Source organism: Saccharothrix hoggarensis (assembly GCF_052936025.1).
Window position 1 is genome coordinate 4,256,838 of the sequence record NZ_CP193624.1, and the last position, 21,073, is coordinate 4,277,910.

14 protein-coding genes and 3 pseudogenes are annotated in these 21,073 nt (G+C 71.7%); 4 read left to right on the forward strand and 13 right to left on the reverse strand.

Features of this window, described 5'->3' with window-relative positions; genetic code table 11:
- Positions 1–5: 5 nt before the first annotated feature.
- A complete protein-coding gene (locus ACRAKH_RS19280) occupies positions 6–581 on the reverse strand; it encodes a hypothetical protein (RefSeq protein ID WP_380719763.1) in 576 nt (191 codons plus the stop codon).
- A gap of 295 nt (positions 582–876) precedes the next feature.
- Here ACRAKH_RS19280 and ACRAKH_RS19285 point away from each other — a divergent pair.
- Positions 877–1,168, forward strand: a pseudogene (locus ACRAKH_RS19285) (transposase); the annotation flags it as partial.
- Positions 1,169–1,400: 232 nt separating this feature from the next.
- Here ACRAKH_RS19285 and ACRAKH_RS19290 read toward each other — a convergent pair.
- The 8 genes from ACRAKH_RS19290 to ACRAKH_RS19325 all read right to left on the reverse strand — a co-directional run bounded on the left by ACRAKH_RS19290 (position 1,401) and on the right by ACRAKH_RS19325 (position 13,381).
- Positions 1,401–1,607: a hypothetical protein gene (locus tag ACRAKH_RS19290; RefSeq protein ID WP_380719766.1), complete on the reverse strand. Its 207-nt coding sequence runs from the start codon at positions 1,605–1,607 to the stop codon at positions 1,401–1,403.
- Between the two features lie 147 nt (positions 1,608–1,754).
- Positions 1,755–6,575, reverse strand: coding sequence for a ThuA domain-containing protein (locus ACRAKH_RS19295; protein WP_380719769.1), 4,821 nt, complete (start codon positions 6,573–6,575; stop codon positions 1,755–1,757).
- A 65-nt stretch (positions 6,576–6,640) separates the two neighbouring features.
- Complete coding sequence (locus tag ACRAKH_RS19300) at positions 6,641–7,498, reverse strand: sugar phosphate isomerase/epimerase family protein (protein ID WP_380719772.1); 858 nt, start codon at positions 7,496–7,498, stop codon at positions 6,641–6,643.
- Between the two features lie 29 nt (positions 7,499–7,527).
- Entirely contained in the window at positions 7,528–8,709 is a 1,182-nt protein-coding gene (locus ACRAKH_RS19305) for a substrate-binding domain-containing protein (protein ID WP_380719775.1), read from the reverse strand.
- Between the two features lie 25 nt (positions 8,710–8,734).
- On the reverse strand, positions 8,735–9,742 hold the full coding sequence (locus ACRAKH_RS19310) for an ABC transporter permease (protein WP_380719778.1): 1,008 nt from the start codon (positions 9,740–9,742) through the stop codon (positions 8,735–8,737).
- Positions 9,739–10,752: an ABC transporter permease gene (locus ACRAKH_RS19315; protein ID WP_380719781.1), complete on the reverse strand. Its 1,014-nt coding sequence runs from the start codon at positions 10,750–10,752 to the stop codon at positions 9,739–9,741. The genes ACRAKH_RS19310 and ACRAKH_RS19315 overlap by 4 nt, the downstream gene beginning before the upstream one ends.
- Positions 10,749–12,251 carry a sugar ABC transporter ATP-binding protein gene (locus tag ACRAKH_RS19320; protein WP_380719784.1) on the reverse strand — a complete coding sequence of 501 codons (1,503 nt, stop codon included), beginning with the start codon at positions 12,249–12,251 and terminating at the stop codon, positions 10,749–10,751. Before ACRAKH_RS19320 ends, ACRAKH_RS19315 begins: the two co-directional genes overlap by 4 nt.
- The gene (locus tag ACRAKH_RS19325; RefSeq protein WP_380719787.1) at positions 12,248–13,381 is read right to left on the reverse strand and encodes a Gfo/Idh/MocA family protein; all 1,134 of its coding nucleotides are present in this window, start codon (positions 13,379–13,381) and stop codon (positions 12,248–12,250) included. Before ACRAKH_RS19325 ends, ACRAKH_RS19320 begins: the two co-directional genes overlap by 4 nt.
- Positions 13,382–13,480: 99 nt before the next feature.
- Between ACRAKH_RS19325 and ACRAKH_RS19330 the strand changes: the two genes are divergently transcribed.
- On the forward strand, positions 13,481–14,659 hold the full coding sequence (locus ACRAKH_RS19330) for an ROK family protein (protein WP_447009155.1): 1,179 nt from the start codon (positions 13,481–13,483) through the stop codon (positions 14,657–14,659).
- Positions 14,660–14,726: 67 nt separating this feature from the next.
- On the opposite strand, the pseudogene ACRAKH_RS19335 reads toward ACRAKH_RS19330, so the two are convergent.
- The 4 genes and pseudogenes from ACRAKH_RS19335 to ACRAKH_RS19350 all read right to left on the reverse strand — a co-directional run.
- Positions 14,727–14,921, reverse strand: a pseudogene (locus ACRAKH_RS19335) (substrate-binding domain-containing protein); the annotation flags it as partial.
- Between the two features lie 258 nt (positions 14,922–15,179).
- Positions 15,180–16,118, reverse strand: a complete 939-nt coding sequence (locus ACRAKH_RS19340; protein WP_380719792.1) for a hypothetical protein — start codon at positions 16,116–16,118, stop codon at positions 15,180–15,182.
- A gap of 164 nt (positions 16,119–16,282) precedes the next feature.
- On the reverse strand, positions 16,283–19,063 hold the full coding sequence (locus ACRAKH_RS19345; RefSeq protein WP_447009156.1) for an AAA family ATPase: 2,781 nt from the start codon (positions 19,061–19,063) through the stop codon (positions 16,283–16,285).
- A complete protein-coding gene (locus ACRAKH_RS19350; RefSeq protein WP_380723059.1) occupies positions 19,060–19,689 on the reverse strand; it encodes an MBL fold metallo-hydrolase in 630 nt (209 codons plus the stop codon). The genes ACRAKH_RS19345 and ACRAKH_RS19350 overlap by 4 nt, the downstream gene beginning before the upstream one ends.
- A gap of 295 nt (positions 19,690–19,984) precedes the next feature.
- On the opposite strand from ACRAKH_RS19350, the pseudogene ACRAKH_RS19355 reads away from it, so the two are divergent.
- Positions 19,985–20,095 (forward strand): annotated as a pseudogene (locus tag ACRAKH_RS19355) (LacI family DNA-binding transcriptional regulator); the annotation flags it as partial.
- Positions 20,096–20,532: 437 nt separating this feature from the next.
- Positions 20,533–20,934, forward strand: a complete 402-nt coding sequence (locus tag ACRAKH_RS19360) for a substrate-binding domain-containing protein (protein WP_447009976.1) — start codon at positions 20,533–20,535, stop codon at positions 20,932–20,934.
- Positions 20,935–21,073: the final 139 nt, after the last annotated feature.

Here is a 21,073-nt window from a genome sequence, read left to right on the forward strand (position 1 = left end):
GCCGTTCAGTTGAGGATCGACCAGTCCGGCGAGCCGAACGTCACCGAAGGCCGGGGACTGTTGTTGTCGTCGTACCAGGCCAGGAGTGCCTCGATGGTCGTGTAGCCGACCGTCGTCCGGGCACCCGGCCCGAACGACTTCTGCAGCGGGGCGGGCCAGAAGCTGATGACCTGCGCCCCGGTCGGGTGTTGAGGGCTGATCATCGGACCTTCGGTGTGGACGCCGGTCGCCATCACCACGTGCCCCAAGCCGTCGAACAGGACGATGTCGCCCGCGATCGGGGTGCCGACGGTCCTGCCGGTGTAGGGGAGCAGCACGCCGCCCATCAGCCGCGTGGTCAACTCCGCCTCGAAGTTGCGGGGCCGTTCGCCGTAGGCCACCCGCAGGTTGTGCGTCCCGGTGATCTGGCCGTCCAGCATGACCGCGAGCAGGATCACCTCCCAGCAGTTCACCGTGGTCGAGGGGTCGTCGAACGGGAACGTGTCGGAATCACCGTCGATCAGCCGGACGAACGCGTTGTTGCCGCCCGGTCCGGACGGGACCCACGAAAGCAGCGGCGCGCGCTCCGCGAGCTTCCTCATGGCGCCGAACGCAGTGAGCTGCCGGCCGGCCAGGTCAGCCGAATCCACCGCCCTGTTCACGCTGCCGCGCAGCTGCATCCGGCACGCCAGGACCGAAGCCTCCTCCCCGGCGTGGTCCCGGACCTGCGCGTACTCCTCCGTTTTCTTGATGTCGTCCGCGGTGATTTTCGGCAGCCTGAGTAATTCCGAGAGTTTCACATGTCCTCGCTTGGCGTCGGCGGGTGTGCCAGGTAGTCGTCTCGGGGGGAGCCGCCGTTACATTTCCCGCCGGCCACCTCGCGTTCCACCTTCCGGTTGGTCGCGCCTCTGCCTGCGTGACTGGAACGAGGCCGTGTGTGGTCCCGGCTGCACGAGATCCTGCTCGCGGAGCCGCACTCCGCGGGCCGGCTGGACTGGACCGCGCCGTCGTCGACTCCTCGCACGTCCGGGCCGCACGTCGCGGCCAAAGCGGTCCGAGCCCGGTCGACCGACCGCGCCCGGCCGGGCTCCAAGCACCACGTCCTGACCGACGGCGGCGGCATCCCGCTCGAGGTCCTGCTCACCGCGGCAACCGCAACGACGTCATCGGCCTGGAACCGCTGCCGGACGGTGAGTGCGCCCGCTCGGCAGCCGCCCTCGCCATCAGGAAGACGATCACCGGCGCGGTCTGGAGGCCCTCCGGGTGCGACCTACAGCCACATCCCGGAGGGCCATCGGAACAGACCGGCGCGCCCAGGGGGCCCACCACTCCGATCAGGGGGTGATGTTCTAGCGGAAGTTGGGCAACTCGTCGCGGGTGATGACGTAGCTGCACCGCTGTTCGCCAGTCGTTCGGCGCGTTCAACCAACGGTGTGGCGGCGATGTCGTGGCCGCCGGCGATGAGGTCGTGCCAGGCAGGCAGCGACACCGGCGAACTCCGGTCGTTCGGTGACACAGCCTGCCGGCGGTGCCAGGCTCGCCCGCAGCGCGAGCAGACCGCTGATCACCGTCATCGCGGCCGATCCACGCGCCCCGATCAACCACAGCCCGGTGGGTTCGTCCGTCATCGGCCCCCTCCTTCGCCGGCTCTACTGAACGACCGGTCACCGACCGGTGCCGGGACGCGGACGTCCCGGCACCGGTCGGGCGGGGGTGCGGTCCGGCAACCGCCCCACGTGCGGGTGGCCGGAGCGCGGTGGCTCCGGCCAACGCCGTCAGCTACCGCTCATCTGGCTCCGCAGCGCCGCGATCACCACGTCGGCGTCGGCGACGAGCAGGTCGCGCACGGCCCGATCGCCCACCCTGCGGGAGACCGCGTCGCGGAAGCCCTCCAACTTCTCGATCGCCTTGGCGGTCTTGCCGTCGAACAGCAGCCGGCGGGCGTCGTCCAAGTCGCGGTCAAGGCCGCGCGCGGTGGACGACGGGATGCGCCGTTCCGCGGCGAACCGGTCGACCAGCGCCTGGAGGTCGGGCAGCGAGGTGGTGACGGTGAACGACACCGTCACGACCCGCTTGTTGCCCGCCTTGTCGGTCGCGGTCAGCGCCAGGGTGTGCGCGCCGAGCGCGAGGGTGTGCATGGCGAGGGTCGTGCCCGATGCGATGTGCCTGTCGTCGAGCATCGCGGTGACCGACGCGGCCCCGGATCCCGTGTCGTCGGCCTGCCAGTCGATCACCCGGTCTTGCGCGTGGCCGTAGCTCACTCCGTCGTGCAGGCCGGTGACCTTCACCGTCGGTGCGCTCGTGTCGACCTTGACCGTCACCGAACCGGCTTCGGACGTGTTGCCGCGCACGTCCGTGGCCCGGTAGTGCACCGTGTGCGTGCCGTCACCGGTGACGGGGAACGGCGCGGTGTACTGCGCCCATCCGCCGTCATCGATGCGGAACTCGGTGCGCGCCACGCCGGACCCGGCGTCCGCCGCGGTGATGGTCACCGTCGGCGACGTGGTCCACCAGCCGTCCGTGCCGTTGGGCTCGGCCGGGTTCACGGTCGCCGTGACCTCCGGCGCGGTCGTGTCGATGCCGGACACCCGGAAGTAGTCGAAGTCGACCGTCACCGGGCCCATGGTCTGGCTCGGGCCGATCGCCATCAGCCCGAACTTCGCGTTCGGCACGTCGTTGGTGACCGGGTCGCCGAGCGAGGTCCAGTTGGTGCCGCCGTCGCTGATCTCGCCGCTGTAGGTGTTGCCCACCTTCTTCAGCCGGAGGTGCCACCAGCCGCTCTCCGGGGTGCCGATCATCATGGACCGGTTGCCGCCGTTGCCGAACGAGCCGTTGTCCTCGGAGACGAGCTCCGCGCCCAGCGCCACGGCCTGGCCGGGCGCGTTGCGCGCGACGACGTCGAACTTCACGTAGTCGTCGTCGTTGGCGTACACCATGAAGCCGGCGAGCTGCCACTGCTCGACCACCGGCGCGGCCATCCGCGTCTCCAGCGTCCAGTCGCCCTCGGGGGCGTTCTGGAGGATGAAGTTGCGCGGGTTGTCGTTCGCCGCGCCGTTGATGTCGCCGGGCAGCGTCTCGATGCCGAGCAGGCCGTTTGCCATGCTCATCGACGCGAGGTCCGGTCGGACGATGGCGTCCCAGCGGCAGCCGTCGAGCCGGTCACCGTCGAACTCGTCGTTCATCGGGATGTCCGGCTTCGGGGTGTCGCAGGTGATCGGCGGCATCGGCGCGTTGCGCACGACGACCGGGGTGGACACCTTCTTGGACCGGCCCGCGGCGTCGGTGACCGTCACCGACGCGTGGTAAGTGCCGTTCTCAGCGTAGGTGTGCTCCACCGTGGCTCCCGACGCGGACGTGCCGTCGCCCAGGTCCCACGCGTAGGTGAACGGCGCGTCGTTCTCCACGTCGCTCGCCGTCGCGGTGAGCTTGGTGGTGAACGGCGCGGCGCCGGTCGTCGGGTCGGCCGTGACGACCACGTGCGGTGCGGCGTTGACGGACACGCCCTTGCCGATGAAGGCGAACGAGTCCAGCGTGAACTGGTTGGCCGGGCCGCGGAACACCGCGACCAGCTTGATCGTGCCACCGGGGTCGGTGACCGCCACGTCCGGCGCGGTCGCGTACCGGTCGAGGCCGCCGGTCTCCGGGACCGCGATGGTCGCGAGCAGGTCACCGGTCGGCGAGTCCTTGCGCAGCTCGATCGAGCCGCCCGCGCTCGCGGACGCCACCCGTGCGGTCACGCGGTCGATCTGGTGCAGGTTCACCGGGGTGAAGGCGATCCAGTCGCCGTCGCCCAGGTCGCCGACCCGCTTGCCCGATTCGGCGGCGGGGTCGGGTGAGACGATGATCCCGGAGGACTCCTGGTGGTACTCGGCCTGCTTGTGCTTGGGCTGGATCACCGCGAGGTCGCGGCCGGTCAGCGGCGGCAGGGTGCCGGCACCGCGGTCGGTGTAGGACGCGTCGACGGAGTAGAAGATGTCCGCGTCGGCGTGGCCTTCGTCGACCAGGGTGGTGAACTCGCCCTCGCACGCGTTGATCTGGTCGATCGGGTGCGCGTGCGCTTCGTGGCCGAGCGCGGGTTGCAGGACCGCCTTCGAGCAGTCCGGCTCACCGTCCTCCGGGTCGGTGATGTCGAGGTCGAACGCCACCTTGTCGCCGAAGTCGAAGAACCCGCCGTCGACCGGTGCCGCCATCGTCACCGACGGCGCGGTGTTGCCCACCGTCACCTGGACGTTGGTCACGCCGCTCTTGCCGGACGCGTCGGTCACGGTGAGCTGCGCGTTGTAGACCCCGCTGGACTGGTAGGTGTGCGTGGGCTCGGACTCGGTGGACGTGCCGCCGTCGCCGAAGGTCCACGCGTAGGTCAGCGCGGCGCCCTCGGGGTCGACCGATTGCGCGGCGGAGAACCTGACCGGCAGCGGCGCCTGACCCGAGGACGGCGTCGCCGTCGCCTTCGCGGTCGGCCGCCGGTTGCCCTGCGTGTAGTCGATCCGGTAGATGCCGGAGTCGGGGTTGTCGCGACCGTAGCCGCCGCCCCACTCCACGACGTACATGGCGCCGTCCGGCCCGAACTTCATGTCCATCGGAGCCAGTGACGTGACGCTCTTGAACCACTCGTTGATCTTAAGCAGGCCGCCCTGGTCGTCCTGCGAGAACGTCCAGAACTTGTTGCGCGTCCAGTCGTAGAAGAACGGCTTGCCGTCGTAGTACTCCGGGAACTTGATGTCCGACACCAGGTTCGGGTCGAAATCGTAACGCGGTCCGGCCATAGGGGCCTCGCCGCCGGCGCCCATCTCCGGGAACTCGTCGCCCTCCTCGCCGTTGCCGTACCAGACGGTCGCGGCCTTGGCGGGGGGCAGGGTGGTCAGGCCGGTGTTGTTCGGGGAGTCGTTGACCGGGTTGGCGCAGTCGAACTTGGCCTTGGAGGTGTTCGTGGCGAAGTCGAAGTCGTTGAACGGGGTGTTGTCGCCGACGCAGTAAGGCCAGCCGTAGTTGCCGGGCTCCGCGATGACGTTCCACTCGACCAAGCCGCCGGGACCGCGTGACGGGTTGTCCCCGCCCGCGTCCGGCCCGTAGTCGGCCATGTAGAGCGTGCCGTCGGAGGCGACGTTGAAGCGGAACGGGTTGCGGAAACCCATCGCGTAGATCTCGGGCCTGGTCTTCTCCGTGCCCGGCGGGAACATGTTGCCCGCGGGGATCGTGTAGGTGCCGTCCGGTTCCGGGTGGATGCGCAGGATCTTGCCCCGCAGGTCGTTGGTGTTCGCGGCGGTCTTCTGCGCGTCGAACAGGTCGTGACCGGGACGTTCGTCGACCGGGGCGTACCCGCTGGACTGGAACGGGTTGGTGTCGTCGCCGACACCGACGTAGAGGTTGCCGTTCGGCCCGAACTCCAGGTAGCCGCCGGTGTGGCCGGGTTCCTCGCGGCGCGACGCGGGCACCTCCAGCAGGACCTTCTCGCTGTCGGGACGGATCACGTTGCCCGCGGCGGTGAACCGGGACAGCCGGTTGATCTCGGCAGTGCCCGCCGGGGAGTAGTACAGGTACACGTGGTTGCTGGTGGCGAAGTCCGGCGCCAGGGCGACGGACACCAGGCCGTCCTCGCCGCCGCTGTAGACGGGCAGGGACAACGCCGTCGAGGTGGCGCCGGAGGCGGGGTCGTGCACCCGGACCTCGCCGAGCAGCTCGGTGTAGAACACCCGCCCGTCCGGCGCGACGTCCAGCGTGGTCGGCGCGCGCGTGGCGTCGTCCAACGTCACCTTCTCGAAGCTGGTGTCGACCGTGGCGCCGCAGTCGGACGGCACGACGCCCGCGGCGGTGCGGATGCCGCCCAGCAGGTGCGCGACGAAGTTCGGCTCGGTGTAGTCGGCCGCGTTGTGGCCCATGCCGGTCGCCCAAACCCGGCCACCTTCGGCTTCACGGCACCACGAGATCGGGTGGTCGTGGCCCATGGCCTCGGAACCCGGGTCATAGGTGGTCTCGTCCACCTCGACCAGCGGGTGCACCTTGCCGCGCATGCTGGGCTTGAAGTTGTACCACTCCTCGGCCTTCTGCCAGCGGTCCGGCAGGTGCCTGGTCGACTCGTGCACCTCGTCGACCTGGTAGGCGGTGGCGGTGAGTCCGTTGGCGGAGTGCGCGGTCATGTGCGCGCCGCCGTTGACGAAGTCGTCCCACCACGGGAAGGACGACTCGATGTTCATGTCGGTCGCGTTGTGGATGGCGACGATGCCGCCGCCGTCGTTGACGAACTTCTTCACGGCGGCGCGCTGGGCGTCGGTGTCCCAGACCATGCCGCCGTTCTGGAGCATGATGACGACGTCGAAACCGGCCAGGTTCCCGTCGGTGAACTGGTTGGCGTCCTCGCTGTGCACCACGTCGAAGTGGTGGTCGGCGGCGAGCTTCTCGACCATCGCCACGCCGGCGGGGATCGAGTCGTGCCGGTAGGCGCCGGCGGCCGTCTTGGTGAACAGCAGTGCCCGGAACTCGGCCGGCGCGTCGTGGCCGGGGTGGGCCACCGCGGTCGCCGGCAACAACCCGGCCACGACGAGCGCCGTCAGCACGAGGCCGAGGACGGTGCGTAAGCGGAATACAGGGGTTCTCACGATCCTCCACACGCTTTCTGTTCCGTCCGGCGTGCCGGCGCCGGTGAGTTGTGGGTGACGCCCGATCAGCTGGTGCCGATCACCTCCCGGAGGAACTTCAGACCGTCGACGGCGAGCGCGTCCTGGGTGGGTGCCAGTGGGCGCCAGATGGATGCGGCGGTGGCGATGCTGGCGTTCTCGCCGGTGAAGGACTCGATGCACAGCGGCCCGGTGTAGTCGGCTTCGGTGAGGGCGGTGGTGATGTCGGGCCAGTCCAGGTGGTCGTCGCCGGGTGCGCCGCGGTCGTTGCCGCAGACCTGGACGTGCGCGATCCGGCCCTCGGCCGCCCGGATCGCGTCGCCGACGTGCTTCTCCTCGATGTTCTGGTGGTAGACGTCGACCGCGACGCCGCACCCGTCGACGGGCAGGCCGTCCAGGGCGGCGAGGGTTTGCCCGATGGTGTTGAGCAGGCTGGTCTCGTAGCGGTTGAGTGGTTCGACGGCGACCCGCACGCCGACCGCGCGGGCGTGGTCGACCACCGGTGCGAGGTTGTCGCGCAGTTCGGCGATCCGGTCGTGCCGCTCCTGCTCCGTCATGCGCCACGTGCGGCCGACGGAGGCGTAGGCCGGTCCCGCGATGACCGGCGAACCCACCTCCGCCGCGATGTCCACGACCCGTCGCAGGTAGTCCTGGGTGGCGGCGACGGTGGCGGGTTCGGCCGCGACCAGTTCCCGGCCCGGCGGCATCACCAGGCACACGGTCGCGGCGAGCCCCTGGTCCGCCAGGACCCGCGCGGCGTGCGCCGGGTCCCAGTCGTCGACCTCCTCCACCGGGAGTTCGAGCCCGTCGAACCCCCACCCGGCCACTCGCGTGGCCAGCTCGGCGAGCGTCGCGTCGCGCAGCGGCGACGTCCAGACCCACGTGCTCACACCGATCGCGTGCACAGTTCCTCCATCCGGGCCGGGCAGCGGCTCTACTTCCAGGGCGCGGGGTAGCCCGGCATGAGGTCGCAGCCGCACATGGCGTAGTGCAGCGGCGGCATGTCCTGCTGGACGAAGTCCGTGAGCTCGCCCTCGGTGATCTTCGGCTGCGGCAGCACCCACTCCTTGGGCACCTGCTGACCGTTGAGGACCTTCAGCGCGGCGATGACCGGGGTGCGCCACTGGTAGGTCGGGTAGGTCGGGGCGACGGCGGTCATCTTCTCGACCGCCCAGGTGCGCAGGAAGTCCTGCTGGTCCTCGCCGACGAAGGCCGGGATCGGCACGCCCGCGTCCTGGAACGCCTCGACCGCGGCGACGGCGGTCGCGCCCGCGTCCATCCAGACGCCGTCGATCTGGCCCTCGCGCTGGATGTAGTCGTTGACGATGCTCTTGGTCTTGGCCGCGTCGCCGTCGGTGAACTCGACGCCGACGACGTTCAACCCGCTGCCGGAGAAGATCTCGTTGGCCGCCGCCCACCGCTGCTCCAGCACGTCGACACCGGGCAGGATGCGCAGGGCGAGGACCTTGCCGCCCGCCTTGACCTTCTCCTTCAGGAACTCCGCGCCGTCCGCGCCGAACGCGAAGCCTCCGATCGGGTGGATGAACGTCACCGGGCACGACGTGTTGACGCCGCGGTCGAACACGATCACCGGCACGTTCGTCGCGCACGCCGCTTCGATGGCGGGGGTCAGCGTGGCGGTGGTGTTCGGCGACACGATCAACGCGCTGCACCCCTGGGAGGCGAACGACTGGATGTCGCTGATCTGCTTGTCGTCCTTGCCCTCCGCGTCGAGCACGGTGAACTTGGTGATCTCCGGGTGCAGTTTCACCTCCTCCTTCATGGTGGTGAAACCGACCTGCCGCCACGGGTTGTTGACCGCCGCGTTGGAGAAGCACAGGTGGTGGCTGCCGCCCGGCTTGGCGTACTTCGCCGTGTCGACCAGCTCGGGCGAGAGCATCTGCTCCCACGGCTTGTCGGCCGGTCCTTCGGCGGTGGTCGACCGGAACGTCAGCTGGCGCTCGTACTCCGCCTGGTCGAAGAACTCCGACTTCGCGCCGGCGGCCTTCGACGCGCCCGTCGTGCCGGTTGTTCCGGTGTCGGCGGGCAGGTCGCTGCTGCAGCCGGCCATGGCCAGCAGGCCCGCGACGGCCACGACGAACCACTTCCTGTTCATCGGTTGTCTCCTTGTGCGGCGGGGACTAGCGGGAAGCGGGCTCGGGTGCGCCGGTGCGGCGCCGGAACCTGAGCTTCTGGTTGACGCCGAGGGCGGCGTAGGCGACGGCGGCGATGATGATCACGCCTTGGACGGCGGACTCCAGCGCGCCGGAGACGCCGAGCAGGTTCAGCAAGGAGAAGAGGGCTTCGAGGGTGAGCGCGCCGGCGGCCGCGGCGACGACGGAGCCCTTACCGCCGCCGAGCAGCACGCCGCCGAGGACCACGGCGGTGATGGCGCGGAACTCCAGGCCCTCGCCGACCTGGGCCGACACGCCGGCGAACCCGCCGAGCAGGATGGCGGCCAGCGCCGCGAGCAGACCGGACAGCGCGAACGCCAGCACCTTCAGCCGGTCCACCCGTCCACCCGCGAGGCGGACGGAGTTCTCGTTGTCCCCCACCGCGACGAGCGTGCGACCGGTGCCGCTGCGCATGAACAGCGCGGCGGCGACGAGGACGGCCAGCAGGATGACCACCGACCACGGCAGGTGGCCCAGGACCGGCAGGTCGACCCCGCCGCGGCCGAACACGCGGAACGACGGTGACAGCGCGCCGCGCGGTGCGCCGCCGGTCCACAGGAACACCGCGCCGTCCAGGATGAGCAGCATCCCGAGGGTCACGATGAACGACGGCACCAGCAGCTTGGTCGTGACCAGCCCGTTGACCAGGCCGACCAGCAGGCCGAAGCCCAGCAGCAGGGCCATGACCCACGCCGTGTTCGCGTCGTCGCCTTCGATCAGCCGTGCGGCGATCACCACCTCGGCGGTGACCAGCGAGCCGACCGACAGGTCGAACCCGCCGGAGACGATGACGAAGTACTGGCCGATGGCCAGCAGCACCAGCGGCGCGGCGCGCTTGAGCAGCGCCAGGTAGCCGGTGGGTTCGGAGTAGGCGGGGCCGGCGAAGGCCAGCGCCACCAGCAGCACGGCCAGCACCGCCAGCACGGGCGCGGTGCCCTCCGCCAGGCGGGGGCGCCACGTGGTCGGCGCGTTCACGCGGACCTCCTGGTCAGCTTGCGGCGGGCGTAGAGCGCCACCGCGACGATGAGGACGACGCCGCGCACCACGTCCTTGAAGAACGGGTCGACGGCGAGGTCGTCGAAGATGGTGTCGAGGGTGGCCAGGATGAGGACGCCGCCGATCGTGCCGACGACACCGCCCCGGCCGCCCGCCAGCGCCGCGCCGCCGAGCACGACGGCCGCGATGGACTCCAGGTCGTAGCCCGCGTCCGTGCCGACGTACGGCGCGCCGGACCCGAGCCGGCTGGCCAGGAACACCCCGGCCAGACCGGCTGCGACGGCGCACAGCACGTGGGCGGTGACGATCGTGCGGCCCGTGCGCACACCCGACAGCCGCGCCACGTCGATGTCGCCGCCGACCGCGTAGGTGTGGTAGCCGGCGCGGGTGCGCTTGAGGTACCACCACGCCGCCGCCGCGACGAGCAGCATCAGCACCACACCGACCGGGACGGGGCCGATGCGGTCGAACCCGAGGTGCTGGAACGCGCGCGGCACGCTGCCCGCCGGTCCGGTGTAGTTGTCCTCCAGGTAGCCGCGCAGGATCAGCGCCACGCCGAGGGTCGCGATGAACGCGTTGACCTTGAGCACGGTGACGACCAGGCCGTTGACCAGGCCGACGACGGCGGCCACGCCGAGCGCCAGCAGCACGCCGGGCACCATCATGCCGTCGCTGCCGGCCATCGTCTCCGCCGCCACCAGCGAGCACAGCCCGACCAGGTAGGCCACGGACAGGTCCAGCGACCCGGTGATGATCACGATGGTCTGCCCGACCGCGACCAGCCCCAGCACGGTGCTGCGGGTGAGGATGTTGAGGATGCCGCCCTGGTCCAGCAGCACGCCGCCGTTCAGGCCGACGAGGATGCTGCCGGCCACGAGCAGGGCCGCCAGCGCCAGGTAGACCGTGACGGTCGGGGTGAAGCTGAACCGGCGGCCGCCGTCGCGCCGGACGGGGTTCGCGAGCTCGACCTTCTCCTGCGCGACGCTCATGCCACTTCTCCCGTGGTGTGCCCGGTGGCCAGGCCCATGACGGCTTCCTCACCGGCGCCCGCGGGCAGTTCGCCCGCGATCGCGCCCTCGTGGACGACCAGGATCCGATCGCTCATGCCAATCAGCTCCGGCAGCTCGGAGGAGATCATCAGGATCGCGACCCCGCTGCGCGCCAGGTCTCGCAGCAGCCGGTGCACGGCCTGCTTCGCGCCGACGTCGATGCCGCGGGTCGGCTCGTCCACGACCAGCACGCGCGGTCCGACGGCCAGCCACTTGGCCAGCACCACCTTCTGCTGGTTGCCGCCGGACAGGTAGCGCGCCTCCTGGTGCTCGCCCCGCGCCACGACCGCGACGGACCTCAACAGCTCGCCGAGGTCCGACTTGCGCCGTCCCGGACCCCCGGTCAGCGCCGCGCGGCGGACCAGCAGCGCGTTGTCCCGAATGGACTGCCGCAACGCCAGACCTTCGCCCTTGCGGTCTTCCGTGACGTAACCGATGCCGAGCCGCACGGCCGCACGTGGGTCGGTGATCCGCCGCACGACGCCGTCGACTTCCAGCGTGCCTGTGGTGAACGGCTCGACGCCCCAGATCGCGCGCGCGATCGCGGACCGCCCGGAGCCCTGCAGTCCCGCGATGCCGACGATCTCGCCCGCCCGCACCTCGAACGTGATGCCGCGGACCCGGCCGTTGCCCGCGCCGCGCAACGCCAGCCGCACGTCGCCGAGGTCGTCCGCGCCGGCGCGGTCGGGGTAGAGCGCGTCGAGCGAGCGCCCGACCATGTGGCGCACGAGCTCGTCCGAGGTCAGCTCGCTGGTGAGGGCGCAGGTGACGAACGCGCCGTCCTTGAGCACCGTGATCCGCTTGCTCAGGTCGAACACCTCGCGCATCCGGTGCGAGACGTAGAGGATCGCGATGCCCCTGGTGCGCAACCGGTCGACCAGGTCGTACAGCAGCTCCACCTCGTGGTCGGCCAACGCGGCGGTCGGCTCGTCCATCGCGAGCACCCTGGCGTCGGTGGACAGCGCCTTGACGATCTCCACGACCTGCTTCTGCGCCACCGACAACCGGGTCACGGTGTCGGCCGGGTCGATCCCCTCCTCGCCGAGCCAGTCCAGCAGTGCCTTGGTGTCGGCCTCCATCTTGCGGCGGTCCACCTGCCCCCGGCGGACCGGCTCCCGGCCGAGGTAGACGTTCTCCGCGACGGTGCGGTGCTCCAGCAGGTTGAACTCCTGGTGGATGATCGCGATGCCCGCCTCCTGGGCGTCCCGCGGCGTGGCGAACACGACCGGCTCGCCGTCTACCTCCACCCGACCCGAGTCGGGCCGGTGCACACCCGCGAGCACCTTGAGCAGCGTCGACTTGCCCGCTCCGTTCTCGCCCATCAGCGCGTGCACCTCGCCCGCGCGCAGCTCCAGGTCGACACCGCGCAGCACGGGCACCCCGAGGAAGCCCTTGGTGATCCCGGCGAGCCGGACGACGACGTCACCACCGACGGTCATCGATCCACCTCGATCCACGCCCCGGCGGACGCGGCGGAGGTCAGGACCGCGTCGGTGATGCGTACCGCCCGCAGGCCGTCGGCGAAGGTCGGCAGGCCGTCCGGCAGGTCCTCGCCCAGCACGGCGCGGTAGGTGTCGGCCACAAAGGCGTCGAAGCAGTCCTGGTAACCCTGCGCGTGCCCGGCCGGCAGGCGCGCGTACCGCGCCGCCGACGGCGACAGGGTCTGCGGGTCTCGCGACAACACCTGGTTGCCGCCGCGCCCGCCGACCCACAACCGCTCCGGGTCCTCCTGGTCGAACGCGAAGCTGGCCTCGGTGCCGGAGACCTCCAGGTACAACCGGTTCTTCCGGCCGGCCGCGACCTGCGAGACCACCACCGTGCCCAGCACCCCGGACCCGGTGGTGAACTGCACGACCGCCGCGTCCTCGGTCGGCGTGGCCCGCGACCGCGGTCGCCGCTGGACGGCCACCGTCTGTGCGGACAGCCGGTGGATCCGGTCACCGGTCACGAACTCGAACAGGTCGCACCAGTGCGAGCCGATGTCGGCGAACGCCCGAGACGGGCCGCCGACCGCCGGGTCGACCCGCCAGTCGTCGTCGGTCGGCCGCGATAACCAGTCCTGCCAATATCCGCCGCTGACCGTGGACACCACACCCGCCCGACCGGTCGCCAGCCTCGTCCGCAGCTCACGGACCATCGGGTGGAACCGGTACACGAACGGCACCGCCCCCACCCGACCCGCGGCCCGCGCCGCCTCGGCCAGCCCGGTCGCTTCCGCGGTACCGGTGGCCAGCGGCTTCTCGCAGATCACGTGCGCACCCGCGGCAAGCGCGGCGTGGACCGCCTCGGCGTGCCGGACGTTGGGCGTGCACACGTGCACCACGTCGGCGCCTGCCTCGGCCAGCAGTGCGTCCAGGTCGGCGTAGCCGCGTCCCGCACCGACGGCCCTCGCGGCATCGGCCGCACGGTCCGCAGTGCCTGCCACGGCGGCGACGACCTCGGCTCCCGCACGCCTCGCCGCCTCGGCGTGCACACGGCCCATGAAGCCGGTACCCACCACGGCGATCCGCAGGGTCCGAGGCTCGGCACGACCGCTCTCCGCCGCTTGAGTTAGGTGGGTCACAGTCATGTGGCGAACCGTATGAGGGGCATTGGCGGATGTCAATCAAAAGTCCCGGAGGTTTCGGCAAATTGCGCCATAAGTCGGACTGTCTGGTTCAATCGCGGCGTGAAAGAAGAGGGCCGCTTCCTCGGAGCCGCTTCCGCCGGAGAGCTGTTGCACCTCCTCCGCGACGGCGTGCCACGTACCCGCACCGAGCTGACCTCGGTGACCGGCCTTGCCCGGTCGACCGTGCGGCTCAGGCTGGACGCCCTGCTCGATGCGGGCCTGGTCAGCGAAGGGGGCAGCGAAACGTCGACCGGCGGCCGACCGGCGGGCCGCTTCGTGTTCAACGCACGGGCGCGAATCGTCCTCGCCGCCGAGGTGGGCGCGACCCACGCCACGCTTGCGGTGACGGACCTGACCAGCTCACCCCTCGTCCTGCGCCGCATCGAGCTGGACGTCGCCGACGGCCCGGACGTGGTCCTCCCCGTGCTGATCAAGACCTGGAAGGCGTTGCTCGCCGAAGCCGGGCTCGACTCGGTGCAGGTCGCCGGGGCCGGCATCGGTCTGCCCGGTCCGGTCGAGCACTCGACCGGACGGCCGAACAACCCGCCGATCATGCCGGGCTGGGACGACTACGACGTCCGCGGGCGCATCGCCTCCGAGTTCGGGGTTCCCGCCCTGGTGGACAACGAGGTGAACCTGATGGCACTCGGCGAGCACACGAAGTGCTTCCCGGACGCCCAGCACGTCATCGTGGTGAAGGTGGCCACCGGCATAGGTGCCGGCTTCATCAGCAACGGCGAACTGCACCGCGGCGCGGTCGGCGCGGCCGGCGACCTCGGCCACATCGCCGCCCCGCACGCGGGCGACGTGCCGTGCCGCTGCGGCAACACCGGCTGCCTCGAAGCCGTCGCCAGCGGCTCCGCCATCGCCGCGGCACTGCGCGCCAAGGGGATCGACGCGCACACCAGCACCGACGTCGTAGCCCTGGTACGGACCGGCGACCTCGAAGCCGGCCAGCTGGTGCGATGGGCGGGCCGCACCATCGGCGAAGTCCTCGCCACCTGCGTGAGCATGTTCAACCCCTCGCTGATCGTCGTCGGCGGCACCCTCGCGATGGCCGGCGAGATGCTGCTCGCCGGGGTGCGCGAGGCGATCTACCGGCGCTCCCTGCCGCTCGCCACGGAGAGCCTGCGCATCGTCCCGTCCCAGGCGGGCGACGACGCCGGTGTCCTCGGCGCGGCGGCGATGGTGATCCAGCACGTGCTCTCACCGTCCGTCGTGGACCGGCAGCTCGCCTGACCCGCAGAGGACTCTCGCACCGCAGCTTCTTCCGCCCGACCGATCCCCGACCACCGACATCCCGGCCGACACCCGGACGCCGCCGACGCAGTCCGCGCAACACCCCGAGGGCAACGATGTCGTTGAGGCAGATGACCGCTGTGGGTCGCGGTGACAGCGACCGCACCCGGTCGACCACCGAGTCGGCCATGTCCACCGTGCACGGCTCGGGCACCCGGATCTCCACCAGCGTGGTGGCCACGTCGAGTCCGGCCGCGGTCAGCGCACGGCGGACCCGTCACCGCGCATGTGGGCCGGTGTCCAAGGACGGCACGGAACACGGAAGGCGGCGCGTCGGCATCGTGGACGTGGCCGCCGCCGCGGGCGTGTCGAGGCAGACCGTCTCCAACGTAGAACGGCAACCCGTGTCGTGGCAGTCGATCAACTCCTCCGACCGCTACCTCTGCGCCCAGGTGTTACAACGGCCGGTGCGCGCGCAGAGGCCCCGCTCGGGCGAGCGGGGCCTCTGCGCTGCTGGGACTCAGCCCACCGGCGGCGACATCACGAACCAGTTGAAGCCCTCGACCAGCGGCTTGTTCTGGTCGGCGTACGCGGTGCCGGCGAGCTCCCACCGCTCGACCGTGCGGTAGGTGCCGGGCTGCAGGCTCTCGTCGACCGGCGTCGTCTCGTCGTCCTTCACCGGCAGGTACTCGTAGACCGACCGCCGCGTCAGCGTCACGGCCAGCGACTCGTAGGCGGACTGCGTGTCGAGGTAGCCGGGCGTGCCGTGGTCCGCTGCCTCGGCCGGGTCGGCCAGCCGCAGCTGCACGAAGTCGCCGTTGAACGAACCCTTGGCCGAGACCACCGTGACGAGGTGTCCGCCGTCGCGCTTGAGGCTGTTCTGCGGACCGGCGACGTAGCGGCCGTACCACATCTGCACCGGGCCCTGGTTGAGCTTCTTGGCCAGCTCACCGGCGAAGTCGGGGCTGGTCGCGGTGCTGATCCCGCCGGTGTCGGTCGCCCAGCCGACGTCCCTGGCGGGCTTGGTGGCGATGTTCCACGCGGTGCGCAGGTTGGTCGAGTTGGTGCCGTCCTCGACGCTCCACTTGGAGTCCGTGGCGATGCGACCGATCGAGTTGGTCACGACGCCGTAGTGGGCGGGGTTCTTCGGGTCGAGGTTGCCCACCTTGGTGGTGAGCCAGCCGACCGGCGCCTTCTTCTCGTGCCCCCAGTAGTGCAGCACGTTGTAGAGCGACGACGGGCCGCAGTGGGTGCCACCGTTGGCCGCGAAGCCGGCGCGGTACTGGTCCACGTCGCTGACACCGCACTGCTTGACCTCGAAGTCGGGGCCGGTGACGTCGGCGAGCTTCACGCACGGCGGCGGCGTGCCGATGATCGGGTCGGCCGCGGCCAGGCCCGGCAGGGCGACGGAGCCGACGGCCGCAGTGGCGATGGCAGCGATGACGAGCTTGCGCAACATGGGATTCCTACCTCCTGTGGAGGGGGCCACCTCCCGTGGCCCCTTCGCTGTCGATAGGAGAAGCTTGACCTGCGCAAACGTCGAGGGCATGAGGGTTGGCCCCTCAACGTGGGGGTCGGGAAAGTTGGGTGTATCAGGCCTACCCCCACCCGACTCCTACCTGGTTACGCGAGAGCCTTCGCCAGGTCGCGGCGCCCGCTGATGCCGAGCTTGGTGTAGATGCGGCCCAGGTGGTTCTCCACCGTCTTGGGCGTCACGAACAGCTCCTGCGCGATCTCCCGGTTGGCCCGGCCCGTCGCGGCGAGGTCGGCGACCCGGCGTTCACTGGCGGTCAACGCCTCCGCGCCCGCGAGCACCAGCCGGCGCGGCCTGTCCCCCAACGCCTCCAACGCGTCCACGGCCCGCGTGCGCAGCACGGTCGACCCGCATGCCACGGCCAGGTCGATGGCCCGGTGCAGCGGTTCGCGCGCGTCGGTGCGCCGACGTGCCACCCGCAGCGCCTCGCCGAGGTCGACCAGCGACCGCGCCAGCTGCAGCCGCGACGGTGACGCCTCCAGCACGTCGACCGAAGCCGTCAGGAGCTCCACCCGTCGGCCCGCGTCGGCGTGCGCCAGCAGCCGCAGCGCGGCGCCGATCTCCGTCGCGGCGCCCCACTTGCGGGCCAGTGCCACCTGCTCCTCTGCCAGCACCAGCGCGGCGGCCCCGTCACCGAGCAGCATCGCCGCCCGCACCGCGGGTTCACGCCACGGGACCGTCGGCGGGTCGAGTTCGGCGGCCAGCATCGCGTCCCGCTGCAAGCGCGCCTCGGCCAGCGCGGCCCCGGGGTCGCCGTTCGCCAGCGCCAGCACGGCGCGCGGCTCGTGCAGCCAGATCGTCGGCATGATCTGCGGCGCGTCGGGGTGCTCGGAGTCGAACGCGGCCAGCGCCGACGCCGCACCCGCCAGGTCGCCCCGCTCGAACGCGACGTAGGCCAGGAACTGGGCGGCGGTCGCGCGCAGCGCCACCACGTGCGGCGCCGGATCCTCTTCGCGCACGGCGGCCAGCCCGCCTTCGGCCTCGACGGCCACCTGCACCATGTCGCCCGACCGCCAGTTCAGGAACGCCGCCGAGTTGGCCACCATGGCGAACTCGACCGGCGAGCCGTGCGCACGCACCCGCAGCCGTGCCCGTTCGATCTCCCGGCGGGCCTCGTCCACGCCGTCCGCGGCCATCAGCGCGAGCAGCGCCACCACCCACGCCACCATGGCGTCGGTGCTGCCGGTGGCGTCGTCGAAGTACGCGCCGTTCGACAGCGCGCGCAACGCGGTGGCGGCCACCTCGGACGACGGCCGCACCTCGTAGCGGCCGGTCTGGGCGAGCAGGCCCAGCAGGGTGCGCTCGTCGGGGGTGCGGCCGGCCAGCGACGCGTGCCCGCGCAGGTGCTCCGACGCGGCCTGTCGGTGGCGCGGCGAGAACGACCGGACGACCGCCAGCCTGGCCTCCAGGTGCAACCGGCCTGCGTCCGGGCCGCGGGCCGCGATGGCTTCGGTCAGTTCGGCGATCGCCGCCTCCGGACCGTCCACGGCGGCGGTCGCGGACGCGGCGGCGGCCAGCAGTTCGGCGTCCGGCATCGCGGACGCGGCGGCACGCAGCTCGCGGCGCGCCTCGGCGGCGTCACCGGTGCGCAGCAACGCCCGGCCCAGCGCGGCCCGCAGACCGGCGTCGTCCGGCTTCTCCTGCACCGCCCGCCGCAGGTGGGACGCCGCGGTGTGCGGGTCGCCCGCGGCCAGCAGGGCGACGGCGGCTTCCCGCAGCACGTCCACGGCCTGCGGCAGGCTGCCCTTGGGCGCCTGCGCGAGGTGCGCCGCCACCCGGTCTGCCGGCGCCTTGGCCTCCCACAGCCGGGTGGCGGCCCGCGCGTGCAACGCCGCCCGCGCCACGGGACCCAGCTCGGCCAGCACCGCCTCGCGCACCACCGGGTGCACGAACGTCAGCTCGTCGCCGGTCAGCACGTGCGCCGCGACCAGCGCCTCCACCGCGTCCGACAGGCCGGCCTGGTCGACGTCGGCGATCGTGCCCGCCAGCCACGGGTCGGCACCGGTGCCCAACACGGCCGCGGCACCCGCGAGCCGCACCGACTCGGCGGGCAACCGGCCGAGCGTCGCGCGGAACACCGTGCTGGGACCGAGCTTGGCGACCTCGGCGGCGGTGTCCGGCGCGTCCAGCGGCAACCCCAGGGCGTCCAGCTCGTCCACCAGCACGCCGGTCAGGAACGGGTTGCCGGCGCCGGCCGCGTGCAGCGCCGCCACCACCTCCGGGGCGGGCCGCACGCCGCGTGCCGCGACCAGCTCGCCCAGCCCGTGCGGCGTGAGGGGGCGCGGCAGCAGCCGTTCGGCCTGCCGCGACACGCTCAGCTGCGCCAGCGGTCCGGCGTTCGCCGCAGGCGGGCGGGTCGCCACCACGAGCGCGATCGGGAGGTCCGCGATCCGCCGGGACAGGTAGACCAGGAACTGCGCCGACGACAGGTCGGCCCACTGCGCGTCGTCCACGGTGATCAGGAGGGGCCGGGTCGCGGACAGGTCGACGGCCACCCACCACAGCGCGTGCAGCGTGCGGGCCAGTTCGGCTTCGCTCGGGTCGGCCGCCGCGGTGTCGAGCGCCCGCAACGCGTCACCGGACGGTCCGGCCATGATCCGGTCCCGGACCTCGCCGCGGTACCGGGAGATCGACCGCTCCACCAGTTGCCGGACCACACCCCACGCCATGGCGCTCTCCAACGCGTCGCCGACGGCCTGGATGCGTCCGAACCCGCGTTGCTTGGCCAACGCCCTGGTGTCCTGCACGAGCCGGGTCTTGCCGATGCCCGCACGGCCCTCGATCACCACCACCCGGCCGTCACCGGCCGCCGCCGAGTCGAGCGCGGCCGTGATGCGCGCGAGCTCCCGGTCCCGTTCGAGGGTGCTCATCCGACCAGGCGCGACAGGCGGTCGGGGTCGCGCAGCGCACGGCCGTGGCCGAACAGCACCAGCTTCGGCCGCAGCTCGGCCAACCTGCGCATGGACGCGCGGTTGAGCTCGTCGTCGTAGGTGAGGAACTTCGGCGGCGCGGACGGGCGCAGCACGTTGAAGAACACGTCACCGCAGATCAGCACGCCGTCGTGGTCCCGCCACAGGGCGATGTGACCCGGCGAGTGGCCGGGCACGTCCAGCACGGTGAACCCGGCCACCTCGTCACCCTCGCGCAGCCCGCGGGCCACGGGGTGGGCGTCCGGCATCGGCATCCGCGACATCAGCGCGGGCACGAGACCGGGGCCGGTGGCGGGCGTCGCGGTCGCGATCGCCTCGGCGTCCCGCTGCCCCGCCCACAACGGCACGTCGTACCGCTCGCACACGGCCCGGCTGGACCCGAAGTGGTCGGGGTGCGCGTGGGTCACGACGTGCGCCGCGAGCGTGCGCCCGTCCAACTGCCTGGTGATCCGCTTGCGCGCCGAGGGCGTGCCGGCGTCCACGAGCACGTCCTCCACCAGGTAGGCGTTCACCAGGTGAGGGGGACGGCCGAGCAACTGGTGGACTCCGGGAGCCAGTGGGCGCACGCCGGTGATCGTAGCGTCCACGCAGCTCAACGGGATGCTTCGGTCACAGGATCCAGTACACGCGGGTGGGTCGCGATGTGCGGCTCAGCTGATCGATGCTTCGGTCGAACCAGGTGTCGTAGTAGGTGAGGAAGTCCCGGACCCAGGACCCATCGGTCACCCATGCCGATGTTGACCAGGTGTCCCCGCCGGGGGCCGGCGGTGACCAAGCCGACCTCGTCCCCGCACCCGCTTTGGATGATCGGCAGGTCGTCACGTGAGCGCATGGACGCGACGTGAGCCGACGCTGGAAGACGTGGCGAGCGCCGCGGGACGGTCCCGGGCGACCGCGTCCCGCGTGGTGAGCGGTCGGGGGCCCGCATCGGACGCCACCCGAGCCCAGGTCGTCCCGGCGGCCGATGAACTGCGCTACGTCCCGTACACCGCAGCTCGCGCGTTGGCCCGTCGCAGCGGCACGCGCATAGCGGTGGCGGTCGGCGGCCGGACCGCCGACGTGCTGAACGATCCGTACGTCGCCCAGGTCGTCGCCACCACCGCCGAGGTCGCCGCCGCGCGCGACCTCGGCGTGTCCCTGCACTGGGTGCCGCTGCGCGAACCGGCCGAACTCACGCGCCTGGTGGACCACCGCAGCGTCGACTCCGTCGTCCTGGTCAACCCGACCGCACCGGCGCTCGCCGCGGTGCCCCGGTCGGGTCGCGGTCGGGTCGCGGCCATCGGGGTCGGGTCGCGGCACGTGCCGTCCTTCGACGTCGACAACGGCGCGGGCACCACCGGTGTGGCGGAGCACCTGCTGGGTAGCGGCAGGCGGCGCATCGCCATGATCGGTGGTCCGACGTGGCTGCCGTGCTCGCACCGGGCGGCAGCGGCCTACCAGCGAGCGGTCGACGCGGTCGACGCGCCGGCCCGAATGGTGCCCGGCGACTACCCCGCCCCCGGCGGTGCGGCGGCCGTCACGGAGATCATGGCTCGTTGCCCGACACAGACGCGACCTTCGCGCTGGGCGATCTCCCCGCGCTGGGCGCACTGGACGCGCTGCGCCGCGCGGGGATCGACGTGCCGGGCGATGTCGCGGTCGCCGGGTTCGACGACCTGGCCTTCGCAAGCCTCACCGAACCCGCGCTCACAACCACCAGCCACCCCGTCGAGCAGATCGCCGGGAACGCCGCCGTCGCCGTGCTGGAACGACGGGCCCCGAGCCCGTCCACGCCCTTCCCGTCCATCCTGATCCACCGCGACAGCACCTGACCTTCCGAGCGGACCAGGTCGTCAACCGGCGTCCGTTCACACGATCCGGTGAGGACAGTCGAGATCACGACCGTCCGGGATGGACGGACTGCCGCGTCGGGGCTCCGCGTGTGTCATCCACGTCGGGAACCGCCTGGTC

Bases quoted from the DNA above. Each gene is read 5' to 3' on its own strand.
- ACRAKH_RS19315 (WP_380719781.1), bottom strand. From the start codon at position 10,752: ATGAGCGTCGCGCAGGAGAAGGTCGAGCTCGCGAACCCCGTCCGGCGC.
- ACRAKH_RS19320 (WP_380719784.1), bottom strand. From the start codon at position 12,251: ATGACCGTCGGTGGTGACGTCGTCGTCCGGCTCGCCGGGATCACCAAG.
- ACRAKH_RS19290 (WP_380719766.1), bottom strand. From the start codon at position 1,607: ATGACGGACGAACCCACCGGGCTGTGGTTGATCGGGGCGCGTGGATCG.
- ACRAKH_RS19325 (WP_380719787.1), bottom strand. From the start codon at position 13,381: ATGACTGTGACCCACCTAACTCAAGCGGCGGAGAGCGGTCGTGCCGAG.
- ACRAKH_RS19305 (WP_380719775.1), bottom strand. From the start codon at position 8,709: ATGAACAGGAAGTGGTTCGTCGTGGCCGTCGCGGGCCTGCTGGCCATG.
- ACRAKH_RS19345 (WP_447009156.1), bottom strand. From the start codon at position 19,063: ATGAGCACCCTCGAACGGGACCGGGAGCTCGCGCGCATCACGGCCGCG.
- ACRAKH_RS19280 (WP_380719763.1), bottom strand. From the start codon at position 581: ATGAGGAAGCTCGCGGAGCGCGCGCCGCTGCTTTCGTGGGTCCCGTCC.
- ACRAKH_RS19340 (WP_380719792.1), bottom strand. From the start codon at position 16,118: ATGTTGCGCAAGCTCGTCATCGCTGCCATCGCCACTGCGGCCGTCGGC.